Source organism: Streptomyces glomeratus (assembly GCF_021462825.1).
In the GTDB taxonomy this organism is placed as follows: domain Bacteria; phylum Actinomycetota; class Actinomycetes; order Streptomycetales; family Streptomycetaceae; genus Streptomyces; species Streptomyces glomeratus.
The window spans coordinates 109,893-134,710 of sequence record NZ_JAKEEB010000002.1 but is presented as its reverse complement, the minus strand read 5'-3'; the positions used below and the strand labels follow the sequence as shown (position 1 = coordinate 134,710).

General features: G+C 71.3%; 19 protein-coding genes. 14 read left to right on the top strand and 5 right to left on the bottom strand.

Translation table 11 applies throughout. The features are described 5' to 3' along the window. Positions 1–134 precede the first annotated feature (134 nt). Both acs and LZ604_RS02655 read right to left on the bottom strand, forming a co-directional pair. Positions 135–2,090, bottom strand: coding sequence for an acetate--CoA ligase (gene acs, locus LZ604_RS02660; RefSeq protein WP_234512172.1), 1,956 nt, complete (start codon positions 2,088–2,090; stop codon positions 135–137). A 245-nt stretch (positions 2,091–2,335) separates the two neighbouring features. Then, positions 2,336–4,717, bottom strand: a complete 2,382-nt coding sequence (locus tag LZ604_RS02655) for a bifunctional SulP family inorganic anion transporter/carbonic anhydrase (protein ID WP_234512169.1) — start codon at positions 4,715–4,717, stop codon at positions 2,336–2,338. Positions 4,718–5,074: 357 nt separating this feature from the next. Between LZ604_RS02655 and LZ604_RS02650 the strand changes: the two genes are divergently transcribed. Continuing rightward, a complete protein-coding gene (locus tag LZ604_RS02650) occupies positions 5,075–6,337 on the top strand; it encodes a polysaccharide deacetylase family protein (protein ID WP_234512167.1) in 1,263 nt (420 codons plus the stop codon). A gap of 17 nt (positions 6,338–6,354) precedes the next feature. On the opposite strand, the gene LZ604_RS02645 is transcribed toward LZ604_RS02650, so the two are convergent. Continuing rightward, a complete protein-coding gene (locus LZ604_RS02645) occupies positions 6,355–7,335 on the bottom strand; it encodes an ATP-binding protein (RefSeq protein ID WP_234512165.1) in 981 nt (326 codons plus the stop codon). Positions 7,336–7,435: 100 nt separating this feature from the next. Here LZ604_RS02645 and LZ604_RS02640 point away from each other — a divergent pair, with 100 nt between their 5' ends. Beyond that, positions 7,436–8,260, top strand: a complete 825-nt coding sequence (locus tag LZ604_RS02640) for a Fic family protein (RefSeq protein WP_234512163.1) — start codon at positions 7,436–7,438, stop codon at positions 8,258–8,260. A 411-nt stretch (positions 8,261–8,671) separates the two neighbouring features. On the opposite strand, the gene LZ604_RS02635 is transcribed toward LZ604_RS02640, so the two are convergent. Next, a complete protein-coding gene (locus LZ604_RS02635; RefSeq protein ID WP_234512161.1) occupies positions 8,672–9,496 on the bottom strand; it encodes an HAD family hydrolase in 825 nt (274 codons plus the stop codon). Between the two features lie 580 nt (positions 9,497–10,076). On the opposite strand from LZ604_RS02635, the gene ssd reads away from it, so the two are divergent. The 7 genes from ssd (at position 10,077) to LZ604_RS02600 (ending at position 15,938) form a co-directional block, all read left to right on the top strand. Beyond that, the gene (gene ssd, locus LZ604_RS02630) at positions 10,077–11,174 is read left to right on the top strand and encodes a septum site-determining protein Ssd (RefSeq protein ID WP_234512159.1); all 1,098 of its coding nucleotides are present in this window, start codon (positions 10,077–10,079) and stop codon (positions 11,172–11,174) included. A gap of 77 nt (positions 11,175–11,251) precedes the next feature. After that, a complete protein-coding gene (locus LZ604_RS02625; protein WP_234512621.1) occupies positions 11,252–12,463 on the top strand; it encodes a TadA family conjugal transfer-associated ATPase in 1,212 nt (403 codons plus the stop codon). A gap of 130 nt (positions 12,464–12,593) precedes the next feature. Next, positions 12,594–13,460: a type II secretion system F family protein gene (locus LZ604_RS02620; protein WP_234512157.1), complete on the top strand. Its 867-nt coding sequence runs from the start codon at positions 12,594–12,596 to the stop codon at positions 13,458–13,460. Positions 13,461–13,669: 209 nt separating this feature from the next. Continuing rightward, positions 13,670–14,422, top strand: coding sequence for a type II secretion system F family protein (locus tag LZ604_RS02615; RefSeq protein WP_425577887.1), 753 nt, complete (start codon positions 13,670–13,672; stop codon positions 14,420–14,422). An 86-nt stretch (positions 14,423–14,508) separates the two neighbouring features. Further along, positions 14,509–14,727 carry a DUF4244 domain-containing protein gene (locus LZ604_RS02610; RefSeq protein ID WP_234512153.1) on the top strand — a complete coding sequence of 73 codons (219 nt, stop codon included), beginning with the start codon at positions 14,509–14,511 and terminating at the stop codon, positions 14,725–14,727. A gap of 49 nt (positions 14,728–14,776) precedes the next feature. Next, complete coding sequence (locus LZ604_RS02605; RefSeq protein ID WP_372482078.1) at positions 14,777–15,106, top strand: TadE family type IV pilus minor pilin; 330 nt, start codon at positions 14,777–14,779, stop codon at positions 15,104–15,106. 337 nt (positions 15,107–15,443) lie between these two features. Next, positions 15,444–15,938 (top strand): Rv3654c family TadE-like protein, encoded by a 495-nt coding sequence (locus LZ604_RS02600; RefSeq protein WP_372482084.1) that lies wholly within the window; start codon positions 15,444–15,446, stop codon positions 15,936–15,938. Here LZ604_RS02600 and sftH read toward each other — a convergent pair. Then, positions 15,871–18,357, bottom strand: a complete 2,487-nt coding sequence (sftH, locus tag LZ604_RS02595; protein ID WP_234512149.1) for a DEAD/DEAH box helicase — start codon at positions 18,355–18,357, stop codon at positions 15,871–15,873. The genes LZ604_RS02600 and sftH overlap by 68 nt on opposite strands. A 79-nt stretch (positions 18,358–18,436) precedes the next feature. On the opposite strand from sftH, the gene bldG reads away from it, so the two are divergent. The 5 genes from bldG to LZ604_RS02570 all read left to right on the top strand — a co-directional run bounded on the left by bldG (position 18,437) and on the right by LZ604_RS02570 (position 24,457). Beyond that, positions 18,437–18,778, top strand: coding sequence for an anti-sigma factor antagonist BldG (gene bldG, locus LZ604_RS02590; protein WP_010986038.1), 342 nt, complete (start codon positions 18,437–18,439; stop codon positions 18,776–18,778). A 103-nt stretch (positions 18,779–18,881) separates the two neighbouring features. Further along, entirely contained in the window at positions 18,882–19,319 is a 438-nt protein-coding gene (locus LZ604_RS02585) for an ATP-binding protein (RefSeq protein WP_234512147.1), read from the top strand. A gap of 321 nt (positions 19,320–19,640) precedes the next feature. Beyond that, positions 19,641–22,043, top strand: a complete 2,403-nt coding sequence (locus LZ604_RS02580) for a sodium-translocating pyrophosphatase (protein WP_234512145.1) — start codon at positions 19,641–19,643, stop codon at positions 22,041–22,043. 220 nt (positions 22,044–22,263) lie between these two features. After that, complete coding sequence (locus tag LZ604_RS02575; protein ID WP_234512143.1) at positions 22,264–22,872, top strand: small secreted protein; 609 nt, start codon at positions 22,264–22,266, stop codon at positions 22,870–22,872. A gap of 64 nt (positions 22,873–22,936) precedes the next feature. Next, positions 22,937–24,457, top strand: a complete 1,521-nt coding sequence (locus tag LZ604_RS02570; RefSeq protein WP_234512141.1) for a DUF7059 domain-containing protein — start codon at positions 22,937–22,939, stop codon at positions 24,455–24,457. The last annotated feature ends 361 nt before the right edge of the window (positions 24,458–24,818 follow it).

The following is a 24,818-nucleotide window of genomic DNA, read 5'->3' as shown; positions in this document are numbered from 1 at the left end:
CCGGATCAAGGGGAGGAACCGTGCCAAGGCCGGGAAAGCGTCAGGCGGGAAAGCGCCAGGTGGGAAAAGCGCCAGGCGGGAAAAGCATGGGCGCCCGGCACGCTGCCGGGCGCCCTGTCGGGTCGTGAGGGTGCTCAGTCCTCGCTCGGTGCCGCCGGCAGCTTCGCCTGGATCAGATGCATCACCGTCGAGTCGGTCAGCGTCGTGACGTCCCCGAGCTCACGGTTCTCCGCGACGTCGCGCAGCAGCCGCCGCATGATCTTCCCGGAGCGGGTCTTCGGCAGCTCCGCCACCGGCAGGATCCGCTTCGGCTTGGCGATAGGGCCGAGCGTCGCGCCGACGTGGTTGCGCAGCTCACCCACGAGGTTCTCGTCCTCGGACGCCGTGCCGCGCAGGATCACGAAGGCGACGATCGCCTGACCGGTCGTCTCGTCCGCCGCGCCGACCACGGCCGCCTCGGCGACGGCGGGGTGGGACACCAGCGCCGACTCCACCTCGGTGGTGGAGATGTTGTGCCCGGACACGAGCATCACGTCGTCCACGCGCCCGAGGAGCCAGATGTCCCCGTCGTCGTCCTTCTTCGCGCCGTCCCCGGCGAAGTACTTGCCCTCGAACCGCGACCAGTACGTGTCGATGAACCGCTGGTCGTCGCCCCAGATGGTGCGCAGCATCGACGGCCACGGCTCGGTGAGCACCAGATAGCCGCCGCCCCCGTTAGGCACCTCGTTCGCCTCGTCGTCGACCACGGTCGCGGCGATGCCCGGCAGGGGCCGCTGTGCCGAACCCGGCTTGGCCTCGGTCACGCCCGGCAGCGGCGAGATCATCATCGCGCCGGTCTCGGTCTGCCACCAGGTGTCCACGACCGGCGTGCGATCGGCGCCGATGTGCTTGCGGTACCAGATCCACGCCTCGGGATTGATCGGCTCGCCGACGGACCCGAGAACCCGGAGGCTGCCGAGGTCGAACTTGGCGGGGATGTCGTCGCCCCACTTCATGAACGTGCGGATCGCCGTGGGCGCCGTGTACAGGATCGTGACCCCGTACTTCTGCACGATCTCCCAGAACCGTCCCTGGTGGGGCGTGTCGGGCGTGCCCTCGTACATGACCTGGGTCGCGCCGTTGGCCAGCGGCCCGTAGACGATGTAGGAGTGCCCGGTCACCCAGCCGACGTCCGCGGTGCACCAGTAGACGTCGCTCTCCGGCTTGAGGTCGAAGACCGCCCAGTGGGTGTACGACGCCTGGGTGAGGTAGCCGCCGGAGGTGTGCAGGATGCCCTTGGGCTTACCCGTCGTACCGGAGGTGTACAGGATGAACAGCGGGTGCTCGGCGTCGAACGCCTCGGGCGTGTGCTCGGCGGACTGCCGTTCGACGATCTCGTGCCACCACACGTCCCTGCCCTCGGTCCAGGCGACCTCCTGGCCGGTGCGGCGGACGACGAGCACATGCTCGATGTTGTCCACGCGCTCGACCGCCTCGTCGACGGCCGGCTTCAGGGCGGAGGGCTTTCCGCGCCGCCAGCCGCCGTCGGAGGTGATGACGACGCGCGCGTCGGCGTCCTGGATGCGGGTGGCGAGCGCATCCGCCGAGAAGCCGCCGAAGACGACGGAGTGCGCGGCGCCGATACGGGCGCAGGCCAGCATCGCGATCGCGGTCTCCGGGATCATCGGCATGTAGACGGCGACCCGGTCGCCCTTCCGGACCCCCAGCTCCAGCAGCGCGTTCGCGGCCTTGGAGACCTCGTCCTTGAGCTCCGCGTAGGTGATGGCGCGGCTGTCGCCGGGCTCGCCCTCGAAGTGGATGGCGACGCGGTCGCCGTGGCCCGCCTCGACATGCCGGTCGACGCAGTTGTACGCGACGTTGAGCTTGCCGTCCTTGAACCACTTGGCGAACGGCGGATTCGACCAGTCGAGGGTCTCGGTGGGCTCCACCGCCCAGGTCAGCCGCCGGGCCTGGTCGGCCCAGAAGCCGAGCCGGTCAGCCTTGGCCTGTTCGTACGCCTCTGCCGTGACGTTGGCGCCCGCCGCCAGGTCGGCGGGGGGCGCGAACCTGCGCTCTTCCTTGAGCAGGTTGGCCAGGCTTTCGTTGCTCACGACATCTCCCTTTCCCGGGGTGTCCGTTGTGTCTTCCCAGGGTGTGTCCGTTGTGTCCCAGGCCACAGCTCACCAGACCTGGGGGCTCGATGACAAGGGCCGAAGGGAAATTGGTTTAGACCTGTCGGGCCTGCGTGGGGTGCATGACAGGTCTGTCCAAGGACACGCGGCCCTCGCCGTCCCGGTTCACTCGGCGGGGCCCCGGGCCCGGCGATCCGGGCCCGGGGGTCGCGCCTCCCCCGCTGTCATGCCGGGCGGCGTGCGTCCTCCGCGGCTCCCACCCGTGCGAAGACATCGCCGTCCTGGTGCTCGGAGAGCAGATACGCCTGTGCCTCGCCCACGTGGAAGTACATGCCGTGCAGCTCGAGCGCGCCCTCGTCGAGCGCCCGGGCCACCGACTCGTGCACCCTCAGGTGCTCCAGCTGCTGCACCACATTGGTCAGGCACAGCTGTTCCACCGTGTCGGCCGGCTCCCGTCCGGCGATACGGGCCCAGGGCCGCTCCTCGTCGGCCATCCGCTCCAGACTGGGCACCCCGTGGCGCAGCCACCGCTCGAGCGGGGTCCGCGCATGGCCCGGCTCCGAGGCGAGCAGCGCCTGCATCGCGCCGCAGCCGGAGTGCCCGCACACCGTGATGGAGTGCACCTGCAGGACGTCCACCGCGTACTCGATGGCGGCCGCCACCGAGTCGTCCCCCCGCTCCGCGCCGGGCAGCGGCACGAGGTTGCCGACGTTGCGGACGACGAACAGATCGCCGGGGCCACTGGAGGTGATCATCGATGTCACGAGCCGTGAGTCGGCGCAGGTGAGGAAGAGCTGCGACGGTCGCTGGCCCTCCCGCGCCAGACGGGCCAGCTCGCCGCGCACCAGCGGCGCGGTGTGCCGTTGGAAGGCGCTGATCCCGCGGGCGAGTTGCAGCCCGCTCGGCCCGGACCCGCCGGCCGACCCGCCCGGATGGCCGGCGGGCGGCACGCTCGGCCGCTCGCACTGGTGGTTGCGCCACGGCGTCCAGGGCCGGCACCGGCACGTTGACGCCTCCACGGGCTCCTGATGTCCCTTGAGCGCGGGGGCACCCGGGGCGGGCACCGCCCCCGGGTTTCCCGCGCGGCCGGTGAGGGCCACCGTGCCGCCCTGCGCGAGGTGCGTCCGCTGCCAGTCCTGCAGGGACTCGTACGCCGCGTGGTCCATGAACGATCCGTCCAGCTCCACGACGGCGGCCGCCCCGGCGGGCACCAGGTGCAGCGCCCTGCTGAGCTGCGGCACCGCGAGGAAGGTCAGCTGTCCTCGGACTCGTACGTGATGGACTCCTTTCCTGTCTTCCTGGGTGATACGGGTGCGGGTGAGGCGGTGCAGGGCCACGGCGACTGCCACGGCGACGCCCAGGGTCACGCCCTGCAGGACGCCGAGGAGCGTGACGCCGAGCGTGGTGACTGCGTAGACCAGCGCCTCTCGGTGGCGGGTGACCGTGCGGATGTGGTGCAGGGAGACCATCTGGATGCCGACGGCCATCACCAGCGCGGCGAGTGAGGCGAGGGGGATCAGCTCGAGCACCGGGGCCATCAGCAGCGCGGCCACTACTACCCAAACGCCGTGCAGCATCGTGGAGTTCCGGCTGACGGCGCCGGATCGGACATTCGCGGAACTTCTCACGGCGACGCCCGCGAGCGGCAGTCCGCCGAGCGCTCCGGAGACGACGTTCGCGGCACCCTGCCCGAGCAGCTCGCGGTCCAGGTCCGAGCGGCCGGGGTGAGCGTGGCGCCCCGCTGCCAGTCTGTCCACGGCGACGGCACCGAGCAGCGACTGCACACTGCACACCAGGGTGGTGGTCAGGACGGCGGCGGCGAGGCCGGGCACGGAGCCCTCGGGAAGCCCGGCCATCGCATGGCTGCGCCAGGACGGCAGATCGACCTTCGGCAGCGGGAGCCCGGCGAGTGAGGCGGCGGTGGTGGCCCCGGTGACGGCGACGAGCGCGGCCGGGACCCTCCGCAGGAGCTGTCCCGCCCGTCCGGGCAGCCGCGGCCAGACGAACAGCAGGCCCAGGGTCAGTGCGCTGACCGTCACGGCGGCCGGATGAAGGTGGGCCAACTGGGCGGGCAGTGCCCGCAGGTTGTCCAGGACGGCACTGTGCGGGGTGCCCCCGAGCACGATGTGCAGCTGGGCGACGGCGATGGTGACGCCGATGCCGGCGAGCATCCCGTGCACGATCGCGGGACTGACCGCGAGGGCCGTGCGTGCCACGCGCAGGCAGCCGAGGCCCACTTGGGCCAGGCCGGCGAGGACGGTGATGGCGCAGGTCGTACGCCATCCGTAGCGGTCGATGAGGTCGGCGGTGACCACGGTGAGACCGGCGGCCGGGCCGCTGACCTGGAGCGGGGAGCCGCCGAGCCGGCCGGCGACGAGTCCGCCGACCGCCGCGGCGACGAGGCCGGACTGGAGCGGGGCACCGGTGGCGAGGGCGATGCCGAGGGACAAGGGGAGGGCGATCAGGAAGACCGCGATGGAGGCCGACAGATCGGCGCTCGCGACGCGGAAGCGGCGGGGCGGCCGGGACGGCGGGGGACTGTGGGGCTGGTGTACGCGCTTGGTCCGAGTCGAGTCGGCGGCGCGAGTGGGGACGCAGGCGGGCATGTTCCCGTCTCCTCCGGGGCGGCGCGGTCGCGGAATGGGGGGTCCCGGCCGGCGGGCCGGGGGCGGGGCGCGGCCGTGGGTCACGGCGTACAGCGGCGGGATACTCAACATTCGGTAAATGGAGCGTAATGCAAAGTAAAGGAAAGGTATCCGATATTGGAGCAAACAGGGCAAAGAATCACTCCTCGGAGTGAATTGGTATTTTTATCGGCTTGTCATTCCGATTCTGTCGACCTCCCATGCGACTTTGGGCGGGCTGCGCTTGAGGCGGGCTGCCGCCGCAGCGAGGGGACTGCCGCCGCAGCGCAGGACCCGTGAGCTGCGTGGCCCCGACCGAAGGAAGAAGGTGGGCGGAAGATGGCCGCCACCCAGAGGATCGCCGCGGGCGCCGCACTGGTTGCGGCCTGTGCCACCGTCTTCGCCGATGGTTCGGTCGGCAGTACCGCTTCCCGTCAGGACGCGATGAAGGCTCCCGGTGCCCCGGGACCGGGAAGCGCGGTTCGCCTGATCGGTGACGGCTCTACCGCGGACACCGGTGTGCAGCCGCACCTTCCCCGTCCCGAGCGGCTGAGGCCCGGCCGGAAGCCCCCGCAGTTCGTGGTCTTCTCCTGGGACGGGGCCGGTGAGGACGGCCGGAAGCTGTTCTCACACTTCCGCAAGGTCGCCAAGGCCAACAACGCGACGATGACCTACTTCCTGAGCGGCGTGTACATGCTGCCCGAGGAAAAACGCGACCTGTACCGGCCGCCCCGGCACTCCGCGGGCCGCTCCGACATCGGCTTCAACGACGAGCAGGGCATCAGGGACACCGCCCGCCAGCTGCGCCTCGCATGGCTGGAGGGCAACGAGATCGGCACGCACTTCAACGGCCACTTCTGTGGCAGCGACGGAGGGGTCGGCCAGTGGTCGGCCGAGGAGTGGAAGGACGAGATCAACCAGGCGAAGCAGTTCGTGAAGTCCTGGAAGACCAACGCGGGTCTGCAGAACGAGCCCTCGCTGCCCTTCGATTACGACAGGGAGCTCATCGGCGCCCGTACGCCCTGTCTGGAGGGCCGGAAGAACTTCGTGACGGCGGCCCGCGACCTGGGTTTCCGCTATGACACCTCCGGCGTCGGCAACCAGGTCTGGCCCGGCAAGAAGGCGGGTCTCTGGGACCTTTCGATGCAGCTCGTGCCCTTCCCCGGGCACTCCTACGAGCAGTTGACGATGGACTACAACTTCAGGGCCGACCAGTCGGGCGCCCGGACCCAGGGTGATCCGGACAAGTTCGCCGAGTGGGGTGACCAGTTGCGCGATGGGCTGCTCCAGGGCTTCCAGCGCGCGTACGACGGGAACCGGGCCCCCCTGGTCATCGGCAACCACTTCGAGTCCTGGAACGGCGGCACGTACATGCGCGCCGTCCAGGAGGTCGTCGAGCGGCTCTGCACCCAGTCCGAGGTGCGGTGTGTCTCCTTCCACCAGCTCGTGGACTGGCTGGACGCACAGGACCCGCAGCTCCTGCGGAAGCTGCGCACGCTGAAGGTGGGCCGGGCCCCCGAGGAGGGCTGGGAATCCTTCCTGGCGGCCCGCCCCGCCCCGGAACCGAAAGGGGCCCCGGGGGCGCTGCCGATCAGGCCGTAGGCGGGGCGGCCGTCGTCTTACACGGCGGCCACCAGACCCTCCCTGAGGACGAACCCTGGGTCGATCTGTGCGGCCAGGTCGGCCCCGGTGCGTTCGTTGCCCCAACTGGTGGCGTTCCTCAGGTGGAAGTGCACCATCTGGCGCATGTACCGCTCCCAGTCCCGTAGGTCGTACGTGGTGTCGGCGGCGACCTGAAGGACGCGCAGGGAGCGCCGGTTCGCGTCCTCCAGGAACTCGAACCGTGGCGGGCGGCCCTTCTCCATGGAGCGCACCCAGTCGGAGTGCCCGACCGTCACGAGCAGGTCGTCACCGACCTCGGCGCGGAGGAAGTCGATGTCGTCCTGACCCTGCACCTTGTTGCCGACGACCTTCAGGACGATCCCGAAGTCCCGGGCGTACTCCTTGTACTGGCGATAGACGGAGACCCCCTTCCGGGTCGGCTCGGCGACGAGGAACGTGATGTCGAACCGGGTGAACATGCCGGAGGCGAAGGAATCCGAGCCGGCCGTCATGTCGACCACCACGTACTCGTCGCGGCCGTCCACCAGGTGGTTCAGGCAGAGCTCCACCGCTCCCGTCTTGGAGTGGTAGCAGGCGACCCCCAGGTCGGCGTCCGTGAAGGAGCCGGTGACCATCAAACGGACGACGTCGCCGTCGAGTTCCACCGGGCGCGCGCAGGCGTCGTAGACCGGGTTGTTCTCCCGTACCCGCAGCAGCCGTGAGCCCTCGCCGGGCGGCGTCGTCTTGATCATCGTCTCGGCGGAGGCGATCCGGGGGTTGGAGCCCCGGAGGTAGTCCTTGATCAGTCTCAGCCGTTCCCCCATGGCCGGCAGCGCCGCGGCCTCGTCCTCGCTCAGTCCCAGGGCGGTCGCGAGGTGCTGGTTGATGTCCGCGTCGATTGCGACGACGGGCGCTCCGGTGGCCGCGAGATGACGAATGAACAGGGACGACAGGGTCGTCTTGCCGCTGCCGCCCTTCCCGACGAAAGCAATTTTCATGTTCACCAACCGTAGTCGCATGGTGGCTGTGCGTTGCAAGCGACGTGAAGAAGGCCACTCCTTCGAGGGAGGGGGCGCGCGGGTGCGTAATGTCGTACTCATGAGTACGACAGGTGCGACCGCCGACCCGCTCGCCGTGCTGGCGGGGCTGCCCGGCGTGGCCGAGTCCGTGGATTCCGTGCGCAAGGCCGTGGACAGGGTCTACGGGCACCGGATCATGCGGCGCCGCAGTAACGAGATCACCTCGGAGGCGGCGCTGCGCGGCGCACGCGGCTCGGCGGCGCTGTCCGGGGCCGACTGGGCTCTGGAGGAGGTGCGCCGGCGCACCGACTTCAGCGGTGACGACGGGGCCCGGACGGTCGGTGCCGCCCTCAGGCTGACCGCCGAGGCGGGGCAGCTGCTGTCCATCTGGCGGCAGTCGCCCCTGCGGGTGCTGGCGCGGCTGCATCTGGTGGCCGCCGCGGAGTCCGATCCCCGCGTGGGGCGCCCTCGGCAGGAGGGGGAGCCGGTCGACGAGCCGCTGGTGGAGCTGCCGCTGCCGGATGCAGCGGAGGTCTCCGGCCGCCTGGAGGGGCTCTCCCAGCTGATCATCGCGGGTGGTACGGCCCCCGCCCTGGTGACCGCTGCCGTCGTCCACGGAGAGCTGCTCGCCCTGCGGCCCTTCGGCTCCCACAACGGCCTGGTCGCGCGTGCGGCTCAGCGCATCGTCCTCGTGGGCAGCGGTCTCGACCCGAAGGCGGTCTGTTCCGCCGAGGTCGGCCACGCGGAGCTGGGCCGCGCGGCCTATGCCGCCGCGCTCGACGGCTATGCGTCCGGCACCCCCGAGGGCATGGCGGCATGGATCGCGCACTGCGGAAAGGCGGTCGAGCTGGGGGTTCGCGAGTCGACCGCGGTCTGCGAGGCGCTGCAGCGCGGGGCGGCGTAGCCGGCGTCCCCCAGGCAGGAGACCCCAGGCAGGAGAAAAGGCCCTCCCCCGAGGGCCTTTCACGTGGTTGCGGCGGTACGAGGGCTCGTACCGCCGCTGGCATGCTCACCGGGTTACCAAGCGTCCTCGATATGTGCCCATCAGGCGGGGAACTGTTGCCCGCGCCTGGTGCGGCTGGCCCGTAATCGACGGGTCGACGTCGCGTGGGTGCTCGGCGTTCATGCTGGGTCCGTGGGCCAATTGCGTGTTTAAAGGCAATCCCTTCGGGTGTTCCTTTGGTCTCGCGGGCCGCTAAACCCTTTGTACTCCTGGGCCGGGATGAGCGGAACCCCCTTCGCGCAGTTCTTTACTTTTATGCGCAAAGAGGTGCGAATCGGGCGCTCATGTGCGCCCCGCGCGCGTACCGGGCCGTCATACGGCCGGTGGGCGGCGTCTGCTCGTGTACCAGACGAGTCCCGCGGTGGCCGCGGCCGCGCCTATCGCCGCCATCGCGAGCAGGGCCGGCCGTGGCGGCACGGCCAGCCGCTGCTTCAGCCGGACCGGGTGGTGGAAGTCCAGGATCGGCCATCCGCGCGCGAGTGCCTCGCGCCGAAGGGCCCGGTCCGGGTTGACGGCGTGCGGGTGGCCGACGGACTCCAGCATCGGCAGATCGGTCGCGGAGTCGCTGTAGGCGTAACAGCGCGCGAGGTCGTATCCCTCGGACTGGGCGAGCTCCTTGATCGCCTCTGCCTTCGTCGGCCCGTAGGCGTAGTACTCCACCTCGCCTGTGAAGCAGCCGTCGTCCCCCACGACCATCCGGGTGGCCACCACGCGGTCCGCGCCGAGCAGCTCGCCGATCGGCTCGACCACCTCGGCGCCCGAGGTGGACACGATCACCACGTCGCGGCCGGCGGTGTGGTGCTCCTCGATCAGGGAGGCCGCCTCGTCGTAGATGATCGGGTCGATGAGTTCGTGGAGCGTCTCGGCGACGATCTCCTTGACCTGCTGGACGTTCCAGCCACGGCACAGTGCGGACAGATACTCGCGCATCCGCTCCATCTGGTCGTGGTCGGCGCCGCCCGCCAGGAACACGAACTGGGTGTATGCGGTACGCAAGGCGGCCCGGCGGTTGATCAGGCCGCCTTGGTAGAAGGACTTGCCGAAGGTGAGCGTGCTCGACTTCGCAATGACCGTCTTGTCCAGATCAAAGAAGGCCGCCGTGCGGGCCAAGGAGTGGTTTTCCACGGGGGTGAGCATATGCGCCCACCATTCGGCGTAAGGTGTGGCGCGTGGGTTTGCCTGAGAGGGCTCTCGGGTACACCATGGAAGTCACGGATCGTTCGCGACCGTGCTAACCCGGTCCGACTCCTCCCCCCCCGAGTCGGCCGTGGGGACGACCCCCGCTCTCCCCCCCGGCGGGGGTCGTCGCATGTCCGGGTGGGTTTCTGGCTCTGTGCGGCGCGCCCCCCGAGCCGCTGTTTCCTCTCGTGGTCCCGGCCTCGGCGCACCCCAGTCTGTCACTGTCCGTGGTCGCCGTGCTGCTCTGTGGAAGCTCCCCGCCCATCCCGGCGGGAGTGAACGCGATATTCACAATCACTGAGTTGTCCACAGTTATGGGCCAAGATCCACATGATTTCCGGGATCGCTGCACCGTGATTCCAACGCGTCGCACCGGCGGCGAGTTCATGGCCCGTCCGGGTTTGTCTGGCGTGTATGGCCGGTTCGTATCGGCCGTTCATATGTAAGCCGGTTGCCGGTTCTTCACACGAGCGGGAAGCGCGGGGCTCCAGTGACCCCGCGGACCGGGCGGACGCAGCAGCGAAGGGGGCTGGAGATCGTGGCGGGAGCCATCACACACGACGGGCCGGACACCGCCGAGGAGCGGCGGAGCGGACCGCTGATCATCACCGAGGACGCCGAGCTCCTCGACGACCTGCTGCGGCTGTGCGCGGCCGCGGGCGCCAGACCGGAGGTCCATCCGGGCCTTCCGGCGCGCCGGGGCGGCTGGGAGACGGCACCGCTCGTCATCGTCGGCGACGACGCCGTGCGCCGCCTGCGCGGGGCCGCGCGCAGGCGCGGCGTGGTGCTGGTTGGGCGGGATCAGGACGATTCCGGGGTCTGGCGGCGCGCTGTGGAGATCGGCGCCGACCACGTCCTGATGCTGCCCGACGGTGAGCAATGGCTCGTCGACCGTATCGCCGACGTGGCCGAAGGGGTCGGCCGCCCGGCGCTCACGGTCGGCGTGATCGGCGGCCGCGGCGGGTCCGGTGCGTCCACGCTCGCCTGCGCCCTGGCCGTCACCTCGGCACGTGAGGGCAGGCGCACGCTGCTCGTGGACGCGGATCCGCTGGGCGGCGGACTCGATGTACTCCTCGGTGGGGAGACCACGGCGGGGCTGCGCTGGCCGGCGTTCGCCGCCTCCCGCGGACGCGTCGGCGGTGGCGCCCTGGAGGAGTCGCTGCCCGAACTGCACGCCCTACGGGTGCTTAGCTGGGACCGCGGCGACACCGTGTCCGTCCCGCCCCAGGCGGTCAGGGCGGTCCTCGCCGCCGGCCGGCGGCGAGGCGGCACGGTCGTCGTCGACCTTCCGCGCCGCGTCGACGAGGGGGCCGCCGAAATCCTCGCCCAGGTGGACGTCGGGGTGCTGGTGATTCCAGCCGAATTACGAGCGATCGCGGCCGCGCGGCGGGTGGCGTCGGCCGTCGGCATGGTCCTGGGCGACCTGAGGATCGCGGTACGGGGACCGTACGCGCCGGGACTCGACGACCGGGAGGTGGCGCGGCTGCTGGGACTGCCGCTGCTCGGCGAAGTGCCGCACGAGCCGCCGCCGAGGGACGGTTCCGTACCGCCGGGAGCAGCGGCGAGGGGGCCGCTCGCCCGGTTCTGCGCGGCGTTCTGGGAGCGAGCGCTGGCCGAGGCGGGTGACCGACATTGAGCACGGGCTGGGACACCGCGGTGTGGACGGACCGCGGCACGGGGGCCGGTCCGCGCACGGGCGCGGAGCCCGAGCGCGTGGCCGGAAGCAGTGAACGCGCACGGCTGCTGGACGGAGTGCGGCAGTGGCTGGTGGAGAGCGGAGCGGAGCCGACTCCCGCGCGCGTGGCGCAGGCCTTGCGCGAGCAGGGACGGGTGCTCGGAGACGCGGAAGTGCTGGGTGCGGCCCGGCAGCTGCGCTCCGAGCTGGTCGGCAGCGGCCCCCTGGAGCCGCTGCTCGCCGACCCGTCCGTGACCGACGTCCTGGTGTCGGCACCCGACCGGGTGTGGGTGGACCGGGGCGGCGGACTCGAGCTGACGGGGGTGTCCTTTCCCGACGCGGCGGCCGTACGACGCCTCGCCCAGCGGCTGGCCGCCGTGGCGGGGCGGCGGCTCGACGACGCCAGACCATGGGTCGACGCCCGGCTTCCGGACGGTACCCGTCTGCACGCGGTGCTGCCGCCGGTCGCGGTCGGCTCCACCTGTCTGTCCCTGCGCGTCGTACGGCCGCGGGCGTTCACCCTGGACGAACTGGTGGCGGCCGGGACGGTGCCCCCGGGCGGGGACCGTGTGCTGAGGGCGCTGATCGCCGCCCGGCTCTCCTATGTGATCAGCGGAGGCACCGGAACGGGCAAGACCACGCTGCTGAGCGCCCTGCTGGGCGTGGTGGGACCGACGGAGCGCATCGTGCTGGCCGAGGACTCGGCGGAGCTGCGCCCCGACCACCCGCATGTGGTGCGCCTGGAGGGACGGCCCCCGAACCAGGAGGGGGTGGGCCTCGTCGAGCTCCAGGACCTGGTGCGCCAGGCGCTGCGGATGAGACCCGACCGGCTCGTGGTCGGAGAGGTGCGCGGTCCGGAGGTGGTGTCCCTGCTGGCCGCGCTGAACACCGGACACGAGGGCGGCTGCGGGACCCTCCACGCGAACGCGGCCGCGCAGGTGCCGGCCCGGCTCGAGGCGCTCGGCACGGCCGCGGGCCTGGACCGGGCCGCGCTGCACAGCCAGCTGGCGGCCGCGCTGTCGGTGATTCTCCACCTTGTGCGCGACCGGGCGGGGCGGCGCCGGATCGCCGAGGTGCATGTGCTGGAACGGGACGCGTCGGGGCTGGTGGTGACGGTGCCGGCGTTGCGTTGGGGGACGGAGGCGTTCGTGCGCGAGCGGGGCTGGGAGCGGCTGCGGGAGCTGCTGAGGAACGGAAGCGGCGGAGGAGATCCGAGTGACCGCCCACGTGACGATCCGAGTGAGTACTGAGGTGCCGGAAGCGAGCGCGGATGGTGCCGCAAGCGAGTGCGGAGGCAACGGAAGTGACGCGGGCGGGCGAGGGAAGCCGCGGAAGCGATGCAGGCGGGCGCCGGAAGCGGCGGAAGGGTGATGGGAGGGCATGGCTGTGACGGGGATCGGTCAGATGTCGGTCGCTGCGGGGTTGGTGTGCGCGGGCGCGGCGGCTTGGATGATGAGCGGCTCGCATACGGGGCCGCACCGCGCCCGGGTGCTGTTCGCGGGCCGCGGCGCGACCGCTGGGGCCGGCCCGCCGCCCTGGGGACGGATCCTCGGGCGGATGCGGCGGCTGACGGCCGAATGGTGGTCGCTCGCCGTGGGCGTGCTCGTCGCGGTGCTCGGCGCGTCCTTGCTGCCTCTCCTGATGGGGTCCGTGGGAGTACCCGTGCTGCGCAGGGTGCGGCTGGCGCGGGAGGCACGGCAGGCACGGGAGAGGCGCGGTGAGGCGGTGATCGCGCTGTGCGCGTCGCTCGCCGGGGAGGTGCGCGCGGGACGGCAGCCGGGGGAGGCGCTGCTGCGGGCCGCCCACGACTCCGACGGACTCGGCGAAGCCCAGGCGGCGGTGCTGGCGGCGGCACGGTTCGGCGGGGACGTGCCGGGCGCGCTCGCGATCGCTGCACGGCAGCCGGGGGCAGATGGCCTGTCGGGGCTCGCGGCCTGCTGGCGGGTGGCCGTGGACCGGGGTGCGGGGCTGGCCGCCGGACTCGACCGGCTGGAGGCGGCCCTGCGCGCCGAGCGCGACCAACGAGCGGATCTGAGCGCCCAGTTGGCGGGCGCCCGGTCGACGGCGGTCCTGCTCGCGGGGCTGCCCGTCCTCGGCCTGCTCTTGGGCACCGCCCTCGGCGCCCACCCGCTGCATGTGCTGCTGCATACGGGCGCCGGACTGGCCTGCCTCGCGACCGGTGGCGTGCTGGAGGGCGCGGGGCTGTGGTGGGTCCTGCGGATCGTGCGAGGGGCGGAGGCGGCATGAGCGCCGGGGTTGTCCACAGGCTGTGGGTCTTGTGCGGGATTCCGGCGCTGTGGTGGTCGGCGTGGATCCTCGCCGTCGCACGGCGCGAGCGGAGGGTGCGGTGGCGGCTGGCGGCGCTGCTGTCCGGCGGCGCGCCCCAGGAGCCGGTGGAGTCAAGGGTCGGGGCGGGCGGTGCACGGACCGAGCTGCGGGGCGCGCCACCGCACGGGATGCGGTGGTGGCGCGGGTCGCGGTGGGGAGGTGAGGCGCAGGGCGGAGTGCGGTGGCGGAGTCGGAGGCCGGGCGGAGTGCGGTGGCTTGGCGAGACGCCGGCTGCCGGGCGGCGCGCCGGACTGCGACTGCCGCGGAGCGTCCCACAGCGGTGGCTGCCGGGCCTGGCGGCGTCGTGGGCCGGTTGGGTGCTGATCGGCGGGTGGGGTGGGGCGGTGGTCGGGCTGGCCGTCGGAGTCGGCGTGGCGCGGTGGCGTGCACGGCAGGAGCGAGCCCACCTCGCGCAGGAGTACGACGCCGCCGTGGCCGCCCGCCAACTGCCGCTGGCAGCCGACCTGCTGGCCGCGTGCATCGCGGCCGGCGCGAGCCCCGTGTCGGCCGCCCGGGCGGTGGGCGAGGCGCTGCGGGGGCCGGTCGGGGAGCGACTGGCGCGGGGCGCGGCCGAGGTGCGGCTCGGTGGCGAACCGGCCGAGGCCTGGCGGCGGCTCGCGTCCCTGCCCGGCGCCGGGGCACTGGCACGTCTCCTCGAACGTGCGGGTGATTCCGGTGTACCGGCGGCCGCGTCGGTCGGTCGCCTTGCGGCGGAGGCCCGCGCCGAGTGGGGCCGTACGGCGACGGCGCGTGCGCGCCGCGCGGGGGTCATGGTCACCGCCCCGGTGGGGCTGTGCTTCCTGCCGGCGTTCATCGCGGTCGGGGTGCTGCCCGTGGTGATCGGGCTCGCGGGCGGGCTTCTGGGAGGAGGTGGCCACTGACGGCGGAGGACATGTGACGAACGGCGATCGAACGATTCGAACAGATCAACGGCACAGCAATGGAACGTCCACTGACGGGGGTTGGTATGAACAAGGCGGCAGAAGTACGGGCTCGGACGCGGGCGCTGGTGCGCCGAGTGCGGTCGGCGGTGCAGCGGGATTCGGGCATGGTCACGTCCGAGTACGCGGTGGGGATCATCGCCGCGGTGGCCTTCGCGGCGGTTCTCTACAAGGTGCTGACGAGCGGGCAGGTCAGCGCGGAACTGCAGGACATCGTGAAGCGGGCCCTCGGTGTCCGGATGTGACGGCTCCTCGACGCGCCGGGGACGGGATCGCGGTCGGGACCGAGGGTTTGTGACGGCGGAGGCCGCGGTCGCGCTGCCCGCCCTGGTCCTCTTCGCGGCGGCCCTCCTATGGGCTCTGCTGGCCGCGTCCGCGCAGATCCAGTGCGTGGACGCGGCCCGGGCGGGGGCCCGGGCCGCGGCACGGCAGGAGCCGGCCGGTGTGGTCCGCAGAGTGGCCCGGCAGGCCGCGCCGGACGGAGCGAAGGTCACGGTGAGCCGACAGGGCGACCTGGTGCGCGTGGTGGTGGTCGCCCACCCACCGGGCCCGGGTGCGCTGTCTCTCCAACTGCGTCACGAGGCCGTGGCGATGGCGGAGGACACCGTGGGGGTGAATCGGTGAGGCGACGTGAACCGGTGGGCGGTTGCGAACCGATGAAGTGGTGTGAGCGGGGCCATGGATGAGTGGGGGAGGGGTGACGGACATGGACGGGCCGGTGGATGAGGGGGTGATAGACGTGCGTGGGCCGGTGGGCGAGCGGGGGACTGAAAACTGGCGTTGGTCGGTGGACCCACGGGCGGTGAAGGGCGGGCGTGGGGTGGGCCGGCGGGCGGTGGCGTTCGGGCGCGAGCCGATGGACCACCGCCCGGCGAGGGACCCGCGTGGTCAGGCGGACCAGCGGGTGATGACGGACCAGCGGGTGGTGACGGACGGGCGGGTGGTGACGGACGGGCGGCGGATGGTCTCCCAGCGTGGGTCGCCCGTGGAGCCTGGGTCGGCGGGGGTGCGCCGGTCCGGCGGTGTCCGCTCCCCGCTTGGGCTGATCTCGGCGCTGAACGGCCGTGCGCAGGGCGTCCGGGCGGCCCGAGCAGCGGGTGTCCGCTCGGACCGCGGTTCGGCGACCGTCTGGGTCGTCTGTCTGATCGGAGCGCTTTGCGCCGTCTTCACCGTGCTGCTGGCGCAAGGGGAGGCCGTGCTGGCCCGTCACCGTGCGGCTGCTGCGGCCGACCTGGCCGCGCTGGCGGCCGCCGACCACTGGATGGAGGGAGGCGATGCGGCCTGCACCAGGGCGGGCCGGGTGGTGGTGGCCCAGGGTGACCGGCTCGTACGGTGCGTCGTCGCCGGGGAGGTCTCCGATGTCACGGTGGCGTCGGTCTCGGGCCCCTTCACTGCCGAGGTGAGGGCGAGGGCCGGTCCGCCGGAACCGCCGGCGCCCCGCGCAGCAGCACCGTGAGGAGTCTTACGGCGCCCCTCTTGTGCAGTGGGTCGTTGCCGTTGCCGCACTTGGGGGACTGGATGCAGGAAGGGCAGCCCGCCTCGCACTCGCAGGACGCGATGGCCTGGCGGGTGGCGGCCAGCCAGGCGTGGGCCGTGCGGAAGGCCCGCTCCGCGAAGCCCGCGCCACCCGGATGGCCGTCGTACACGAAGACCGTGGGCAGAAGGGTGTCCGGGTGGAGCGGGACGGAGACACCCCCGATGTCCCAGCGGTCGCAGGTGGCGAAGAGCGGGAGCATGCCGATCGAGGCGTGTTCGGCGGCGTGCAGGGAGCCGCCGAGGATCTCCGGGCTGATCCGGGCCTCGTCCAGCTGTTCCTCGGTGACCGTCCACCACACGGCGCGTGTGCGCAGCGTACGAGGAGGGAGGTCGAGTTTCGTCTCGCCCAGCACCTCACCGGTGATGAGACGTCGGCGCAGAAAGGAGACGACCTGGTTGGTGACCTCGACGGAGCCGTAGCAGAGCCGGCCCTCGCCCCAGGGCACCTCGAGATCCGTCTCCAGGACGGAGAGGGAGGTCGTGTCGCGGGCGACCGTCGAATACGGCGGATCGGCCTCCTCGACCAGGGCGACGGAGTCCTCCAGGTCGAGTGACCGCACCAGATACGTACGGCCCTGATGCAGATGGACCGCGCCCTCGTGCACCGTCGTGTGCGCCGCGCCCGCGTCGACCGTGCCGAGCAGCCGCCCGGTGCCGGCCTCGACGACCTGGACCGGGCGCCCGCCCTGGCCGCGGAGGTCCGCGAGGTCGGCGGCCCGCTCCCGGCGTGTCCAGTGCCAGGCCGTGGTCCGGCGGCGCAGCAGTTTCGCAGCCTCCAGCTGCGGCAGCAGCTCCTCGCACGCGGGTCCGAACAGCTCCAGGTCCTCCTCCGTGAGCGGCGACTCGGCGGCCGCCGCGCACAGATGGGGGGCGAGGACGTATGGATTGTCCGGGTCGAGGACGGTGGACTCCACCGGCTGGTCGAAGAGGGCTTCGGGATGGTGGACGAGGAACGTGTCCAGTGGGTCGTCGCGGGCGACCAGGACCGCGAGGGCGCCCTGTCCGGCGCGGCCGGCGCGGCCCGCCTGCTGCCACAGCGACGCCCGTGTGCCCGGGTAGCCGGCGATGAGGACGGCGTCCAGGCCGGAGATGTCGACACCGAGTTCGAGGGCGGTGGTGGCGGCGAGGCCGAGGAGCTCTCCGGAGTGGAGGGCGCCTTCGAGGGCGCGGCGTTCCTCGGGAAGGTAACCGCCGCGGTACGCGGCCACGCGCCGGGCAAGGGAGCGGTCGACCTCGGCGAGCCGCTCCTGGGCGATCACCGAGATCAGCTCGGCGCCGCGGCGGGAGCGGACGAACGCGACCGAGCGCACGCCCTGCACGGTCAGATCGGTCAGCAGATCGGCGGTCTCGGCGGTCGCCGTACGCCGAACGGGTGCACCTTTCTCACCGTGGAGCTCGGTCAGCGGTGGCTCCCACAGGGCGAAGACCAGCTCGCCGCGCGGGGAGGCGTCGTCCGCCACCTCGACCACCGGGAGCCCGGTGAGGCGGCGGGCGGCAACCGAGGGCTCGGCGGCGGTCGCGGAGGCCAGGAGGAAGACGGGAGAGGAGCCGTAGCGGGCGCACAGGCGGCGCAGGCGGCGCAGGACCTGGGCGACGTGGGAGCCGAAGACGCCTCGGTAGGTGTGGCACTCGTCGATGACCACGTACTTCAGGGCACGCAGGAAGGAGGACCAGCGCGGATGTGAGGGCAATATGCCGAGGTGCAGCATGTCGGGATTGGTGAGGACGTAGTTGGCGTACTGGCGTACCCACTCGCGTTCCTCGGGCGGTGTGTCGCCGTCGTACACGGCGGGGCGGACTGCCTTGCCCAGGGGCTGTGAAAGTTCCTTCACCGACCGGCACTGATCGGCCGCAAGGGCCTTCGTGGGCGCCAGGTACAGGGCGGTCGCCCCCCGTCCGTTCGGGGCCTCGGCGCCGTCCAGCAGACAGGACAGCACCGGGACGAGATAGGCGAGCGACTTGCCCGACGCGGTGCCCGTGGCGACGACCACCGAATCGCCGTCCAGGGCGTGCTCGGCGGCGAGCGCCTGGTGGGCCCAGGGATGCTCGATGCCCGCGTCCCGCACGGCGGCGACGACCTCCGCACGGATCCGGTCCGGCCAGACGGCATGGCGGCCCTCTCGCGGGGGCAAGTGCTCCGTATGAGTGATGCGCGAAACCCGGCTCGGTCCGGAGGCGAGTCGGTCCAGCACCGTGCCCGGCGCGAGGCGGGACACGGCGTCTGCCGGGGATCGATCGGATCGGTGATTCTTGGCCATTGGCACCGAGTGTGTCACTGGCGTGACGGACAATGGGGCCAAGGCGTCGTGCACGCCTGCCGGTAAGTGATTGAATGCCATCGCGGCTGGCGAACCGTCCCGGGGCTCTGCCGAGGTGTCCCATGGGGCGACCGCTCGATAGCAAGGTGCTGGAGGATCCGTGGACCTGTCCCTGTCGACCCGTACCGTCGGCGATCGTACGGTCGTCGAGGTCGGTGGCGAAATCGACGTATATACCGCGCCCAAGCTGCGCGAGCAGCTGGTCGAGCTGGTGAACGACGGGAATTTCCACCTCGTCGTCGACATGGAGGGCGTGGACTTCCTCGACTCCACCGGGCTCGGCGTGCTGGTCGGAGGCTTGAAGCGTGTGCGGGCCCATGAGGGCTCCCTGCGCCTGGTGTGTAACCAGGAGCGCATTCTCAAGATCTTCCGCATCACCGGCCTCACCAAGGTGTTCCCGATCCACACCTCGGTCGAGGAAGCGGTGGCGGCCACCGACTGACCCCGCTTCCGGGCCCTGGCGCCCGGACGGCTGAAGTAAGAGCGGGGGACCGGGCCGTGCGGCCCGGCCCCCTGATCGCACGCCCGAGTTCCAAGGGGGATGCATGGCCACCGTTGAACTCCGCTTCAGCGCGCTGCCCGAGCACGTCAGGACCGCCCGACTGGTGGCGGCAGCGGTGGCGCGCAGGGCCGGAGTGGAGGAGGCCGTACTCGACGAGGTCAGGCTCGCCGTCGGCGAAGCCTGCACCCGGGCCGTCGGACTGCATCAGAGCAATGGCATCTCGGCGCCGGTACGGGTGCTGCTGACCGAAGAGGAGAAACAGTTCTCCATCGAGGTCGGCGACGAGGCTCCGCACGTGGCGCCCGGTCACAAGGCGCCGGGGGCCATCGGTGCCGCCGACGAGGCCGAGGCCGAGGAGGACCAGATGGGCCTCGCGGTCATCAGCGGCCTGGTCGACGACGTCGAGGTCTCCGCCGGGGAGGACGGCGGGCTGATCAGGATGTGCTGGCCGACCACGCCGCCCGCCGCGCTCCCGGCCTGAGGGGCCTCGTACGCCCCTCTCTCTTCCCGTACGGCTCGTGAGGTTTCCAAGGGCCCTGCCTCTGTGCAGGGCCCTTCTTTTTGTACAGTCACAGCTGCGTTAGTGAATTCCTTCACGATCAATCACCCGATAATTTGATCAAGCGCTCTTCTCGTCAATGGTTTTGGGGCATTACCGCTTTCGGGTTCTGTGTCTCGTGTGCGATCTTTTACTGAAGAGCACGTGAAGGCCAATTCCGCTTACCGTGCACTGTTTTGATCAGGGCCTGGTACCTACAATCCGTCCACATCTTGAGCTCAGCCCAAGCGTCAAGGAGGACGAATGGCGGGGCTTTTTACCCCTCAACAGTTTGATCACCCCACAACCCTCGCAGCGGCAGTACTGACCGGCAGCAACCGCCTGATCGTGATCGTCATCGGTGCGGTCGCGCTCGCGGCCCTCGTGGTCGCCGGGATTCTGGTGCGCCAGGTGCTCGCGGCGGGCGAGGGCACCGACAGCATGAGAAAGATCGCCGCGGCGGTCCAGGAAGGCGCCAACGCCTATCTGGCCCGTCAGCTGCGCACGCTCGGCGTATTCGCCGTGGTCGTGTTCTTCCTGCTCATGCTGCTGCCTGCGGACGACTGGAATCAGCGTGCCGGACGGTCGGTGTTCTTCCTGATCGGTGCGGCGTTCTCGGCGGCGACCGGTTATATCGGCATGTGGCTGGCCGTACGCAGCAATGTGCGGGTCGCGGCCGCGGCACGCGAGGCGACCCCGGCGAAGGGCGAGCCCGAAAAGGACCTCACCACCGTCTCGCACCGGGCCATGAAGATCGCTTTCCGCACGGGCGGCGTCGTCGGCATGTTCACGGTGGGGCTCGGTCTGCTGGGCGCCTCCTGCGTGGTGCTGGTGTACGCGGCGAACGCCCCGAAGGTCCTCGAGGGCTTCGGTCTCGGCGCGGCTCTGATCGCCATGTTCATGCGTGTCGGAGGCGGCATCTTCACCAAGGCCGCCGACGTCGGCGCCGACCTGGTCGGCAAGGTCGAACAGGGCATTCCGGAGGACGACCCGCGCAATGCCGCGACCATCGCCGACAACGTGGGCGACAACGTCGGCGACTGTGCGGGCATGGCGGCCGACCTCTTCGAGTCATACGCGGTGACGCTGGTGGCCGCACTCATCCTCGGCAAGGCGGCGTTCGGCAACTCGGGCCTGGCGTTCCCGCTGATCGTGCCCGCGATCGGGGTCGTGACCGCGATGATCGGCATCTTCGCGGTGGCGCCGCGGCGGGCCGACCGCAGTGGCATGTCCGCGATCAACCGGGGCTTCTTCATCTCGGCGGTGATCTCGCTGGCGCTGGTCGCCGCTGCGGTCTTCACCTATCTGCCGTCGAGGTACGCCGATCTCAAGGGCGTCTCCGACGCGGCGATCCGGGCCAAGGACGGCGACCCGCGGATTCTCGCGCTCGTCGCGGTGGCCATCGGTATCGTGCTCGCCGCGCTGATCCAGCAGCTGACCGGCTACTTCACCGAGACCAGCCGGCGCCCCGTGCGGGACATCGGCAAGACCTCGCTGACCGGCCCCGCCACCGTCGTCCTCGCCGGTATCTCCATCGGCCTGGAGTCGGCCGTGTACACCGCGCTGCTGATCGGGTTCGGGGTGTACGGGGCGTTCCTGCTGGGCGGCACGTCGATCATGCTCGCCCTGTTCGCGGTCGCACTGGCCGGCACGGGGCTGCTCACCACGGTCGGTGTGATCGTCGCCATGGACACCTTCGGCCCGGTCTCCGACAACGCGCAGGGCATCGCCGAGATGTCCGGTGACGTCCAGGGCGCGGGCGCGCAGGTGCTCACCGACCTGGACGCCGTGGGCAACACCACCAAGGCGATCACCAAGGGCATCGCCATCGCCACCGCCGTCCTCGCGGCCTCGGCGCTCTTCGGCTCGTACCGCGACGCGATCACCACGGCCGCACAGGACGTGGGCGAGAAGGTCGGCAGCGGCGGACCGATGAACCTGGTCATGGACATCTCGCAGCCCAACAACCTGGTCGGCCTCGTCGTGGGCGCGGCGGTGGTCTTCCTGTTCTCGGGGCTGGCCATCAACGCCGTGTCGCGGTCGGCGGGGGCGGTGGTCTTCGAGGTGCGGCGGCAGTTCCGTGAGAAGCCCGGGATCATGGACTACACGGAGAAGCCGGAGTACGGCCGGGTCGTGGACATCTGCACCAAGGACGCCCTCAGAGAGCTGGCCACCCCCGGTCTGCTCGCGGTGATGGCGCCCATCGCCGTCGGGTTCACGCTGGGTGTCGGTGCGCTCGGCGCGTACCTCGCGGGTGCGATCGGCACCGGCACGCTGATGGCGGTCTTCCTCGCCAACTCAGGAGGTGCCTGGGACAACGCCAAGAAGCTCGTCGAGGACGGGCACCACGGCGGCAAGGGCAGCGAGGCGCATGCCGCGACGGTCATCGGCGACACGGTCGGCGACCCCTTCAAGGACACCGCGGGCCCTGCGATCAACCCGCTGCTGAAGGTGATGAACCTGGTGTCGCTGCTCATCGCGCCGGCGGTCATCAAGTTCTCGTACGGCAGCGACAAGAGCCTCGGCGTACGGCTCGGGATCGCGATCCTCGCCCTGATCGTGATCGTGGGTGCGGTGTACATGTCCAAGCGGCGGGGGATCGCCGTGGGTGACGAAGACAACGCCGAGCGGGTCTCCAAGTCCCCCGATGCGGCGGTGGTTTCGTAGCCGGCCGCACGGCACCCGCTCTTCCGCCTGGCCAGGTACGGGACAAAGGGGCGGGCGTACGGCGCTCATCGAGAGCCCGTACGCCCGCCCTGTCCGTGTTCGTGCACCTCTGCGTGACCCTTCTCTCTCTTGGTGTAAATGACTGCAAGAGCGGTCATCGGCGACAATCGCCACGCGGGTGTCGCCCGGTTGGCGTGTATCTTCCGGGGCCGAGAGAGCCATGGAAGGGACCAATCCGGTGAACAAGAAGCTCGCGGCCGCACTGTCCGGCGGTGCGGTACTGGTACTGGCGCTGTCGGGGTGCACCAGCGACGGCAAGAGCAGCGCAAGCGACGACAAGCTCGGCTCCTGGGCCAAGCAGGTCTGCGACGCGGTGCAGCCCCAGGCGAAGAAGATCGCGGACGCCAGCACCTCGATCCAGAAGCAGACCTCGGACAACAGCACCCCCGAGCAGGTCCGGAAGACGGACTCCCAGGCGTTCCAGGACATGTCCGACGCCTACAAGGCGATCGGCGCGGCCGTTCAGCGGGCCGGCGCGCCCGAGGTCGACAACGGCGCGACCAAGCAGAAGAACGCGGTCAAGGAGCTCGACGGCATCTCCACGGCGTACGCCGAGCTCAAGAAGCAGGTGGACGGGCTGGTCACGAAGGACCAGGCGAAGTTCGCCGACGGGCTCAAGGGGATCGCGACCCAGCTCGACAAGCTGAGCAAGAGCGGGAACGACGCGCTCAAGCAGCTGGAGGCGGGCGAGGTCGGCGCGGCGATGGCGAAGCAGGCGAGCTGCAAGAGCGCCTCCACGTCCGCCTCGGCCCCGGCGACGGCCGGCTGAACGGCGCGTTTCGGGTACCCGGAGCTGCGGTGGGGGCCGGTCTCCCCGAGCCACAATGGGGGACGTGAGTAACTCCAGTCTGTCCACGCTGCCCTCCACCGATCGCGCCGATGTCACCGCACGGCTGCGGGACGCCCTGCTGGCGGCCTCCTTCACCGCCGACGGGCTGCTCGAACTGCTCGGTGCGCCCGCGTATGCGGCGCTCGCCCGGAGCGAGACCGTGCCCGCGCTCCGGGCCACACGCGGGGACACTCCCCTGGAGACCCTCGTGCGGCTGTTCCTGCTGCAACAGCCCGTGCCGCACGCGCGCGTGGAGCGTGTCCTGCCCGTCGACGCGTGCGTGGAGGCCGGCTGGCTGCTGCGCACCGGAGGCGGCGAACTCGCCGCGACGGTGGATGTCCGGCCGTACGGCGGATCCGGTGACGAGGACTGGTTCATCGTCTCCGACCTGGGGTGCGCGGTCGGCGGGGCGGGCGGCATCGGCAGCCGGGACGAGCAGGTCGTCCTGGGCGTCGGCGGCGCCTCCACCACCCTCGCCGGGATCACCGTACGCACCCCCGCCGGTTCCGCTCTCGATCTCGGCACGGGTTCGGGGATCCAGGCGCTGCACGCCGCCCAGCACGCCACGCGCGTGACCGCGACCGACGTCAACCCGCGTGCCCTGCACATCGCGGCGCTGACCCTGGCGCTGTCCGGCGCCCCGGCGGCGGACCTGCGCCAGGGCTCGCTGTTCGAGCCGATCCGGGACGACGAGACCTACGACCTGATCGTCTCCAATCCGCCCTTCGTGATCTCGCCGGGCGCGCGGCTCACCTACCGCGACGGCGGTATGGGCGGGGACGATCTGTGCCGCACGCTCGTTCAGCAGTCGGGGGAGCGGCTGAACAGGGGCGGGTTCGCGCAGTTCCTCGCCAACTGGCAGCACGTCGAGGGGGAGGACTGGCAGGACCGGCTGCGCTCGTGGGTGCCACGCGGCTGCGACGCCTGGATCGTGCAGCGCGAGGTCCAGGACGTCACGCAGTACGCCGAGTTGTGGCTGCGGGACGCGGGCGACCACCGCAGCGACACGGCGGAGTACCAGGCGAGGTACGACGCCTGGCTGGACGAGTTCGAGGCGCGCAAGGTGCGGGCGGTGGGCTTCGGGTGGATCGCGCTGCACCGGACGGACGCCGCCGACCCGTCGATCACGGTCGAGGAGTGGCCGCACCCCGTCGAACAGCCGCTCGGCAACACGGTGCGGGCGCACTTCGACCGCATCGACTACCTGCGGGAGCACGATGACGCGGCCCTGCTCGCCGGGCACTTCAGGCTCGCCGCCGAAGTGGTCCAGGAGCAGGTCGGGCTGCCCGGCGCGGAAGACCCCGAGCATGTGGTGCTGCGTCAGAACCGTGGGATGCGGCGTGCCACCAGGGTGGACACGGTCGGTGCGGGCTTCGCCGGCGTCTGCGACGGCACGCTGAGCGCGGGGCGGATCCTGGACGCCATCGCCCAACTCGTCGGCGAGGACCCCGTCTTGCTGCGCGACCGAACCCCCGCACAGATCCGGCTGCTGGTCGAGCAGGGTTTCCTGGAACCGGCGCGATAACGGTGGCGCGCACGGCGCCCCCGCGCCGGACGCGCTCCGGCCGGTGCGCGTCCGCTCCGGCCGGTTCGCATCCGCTCGGCCGGTTCGCATCCGCTCGGCCGGTTCGGGTCCGCTCGGGCCGGTTCGGGTCCGCGTGGGCCTCGGCGGGGCTCGGCATTCTCGCCGTGCGTGCGGTGGGCCGCGGGCCGGGGCGGGAGCGGGGACGTGAAACCGGCCAACATCTATTGCGTGCGCCGAGCCCTCTCGAAGCCGGACCAGGGGGGCGCGTAGGGGACGTAGGGCGGGTCGTCCGCCGTGCGTTCACTCCAGGTTCGCGCGCATGCTTCCCGGATGTGTCAGCCTCCCGTCCCAGGGCAGCGCC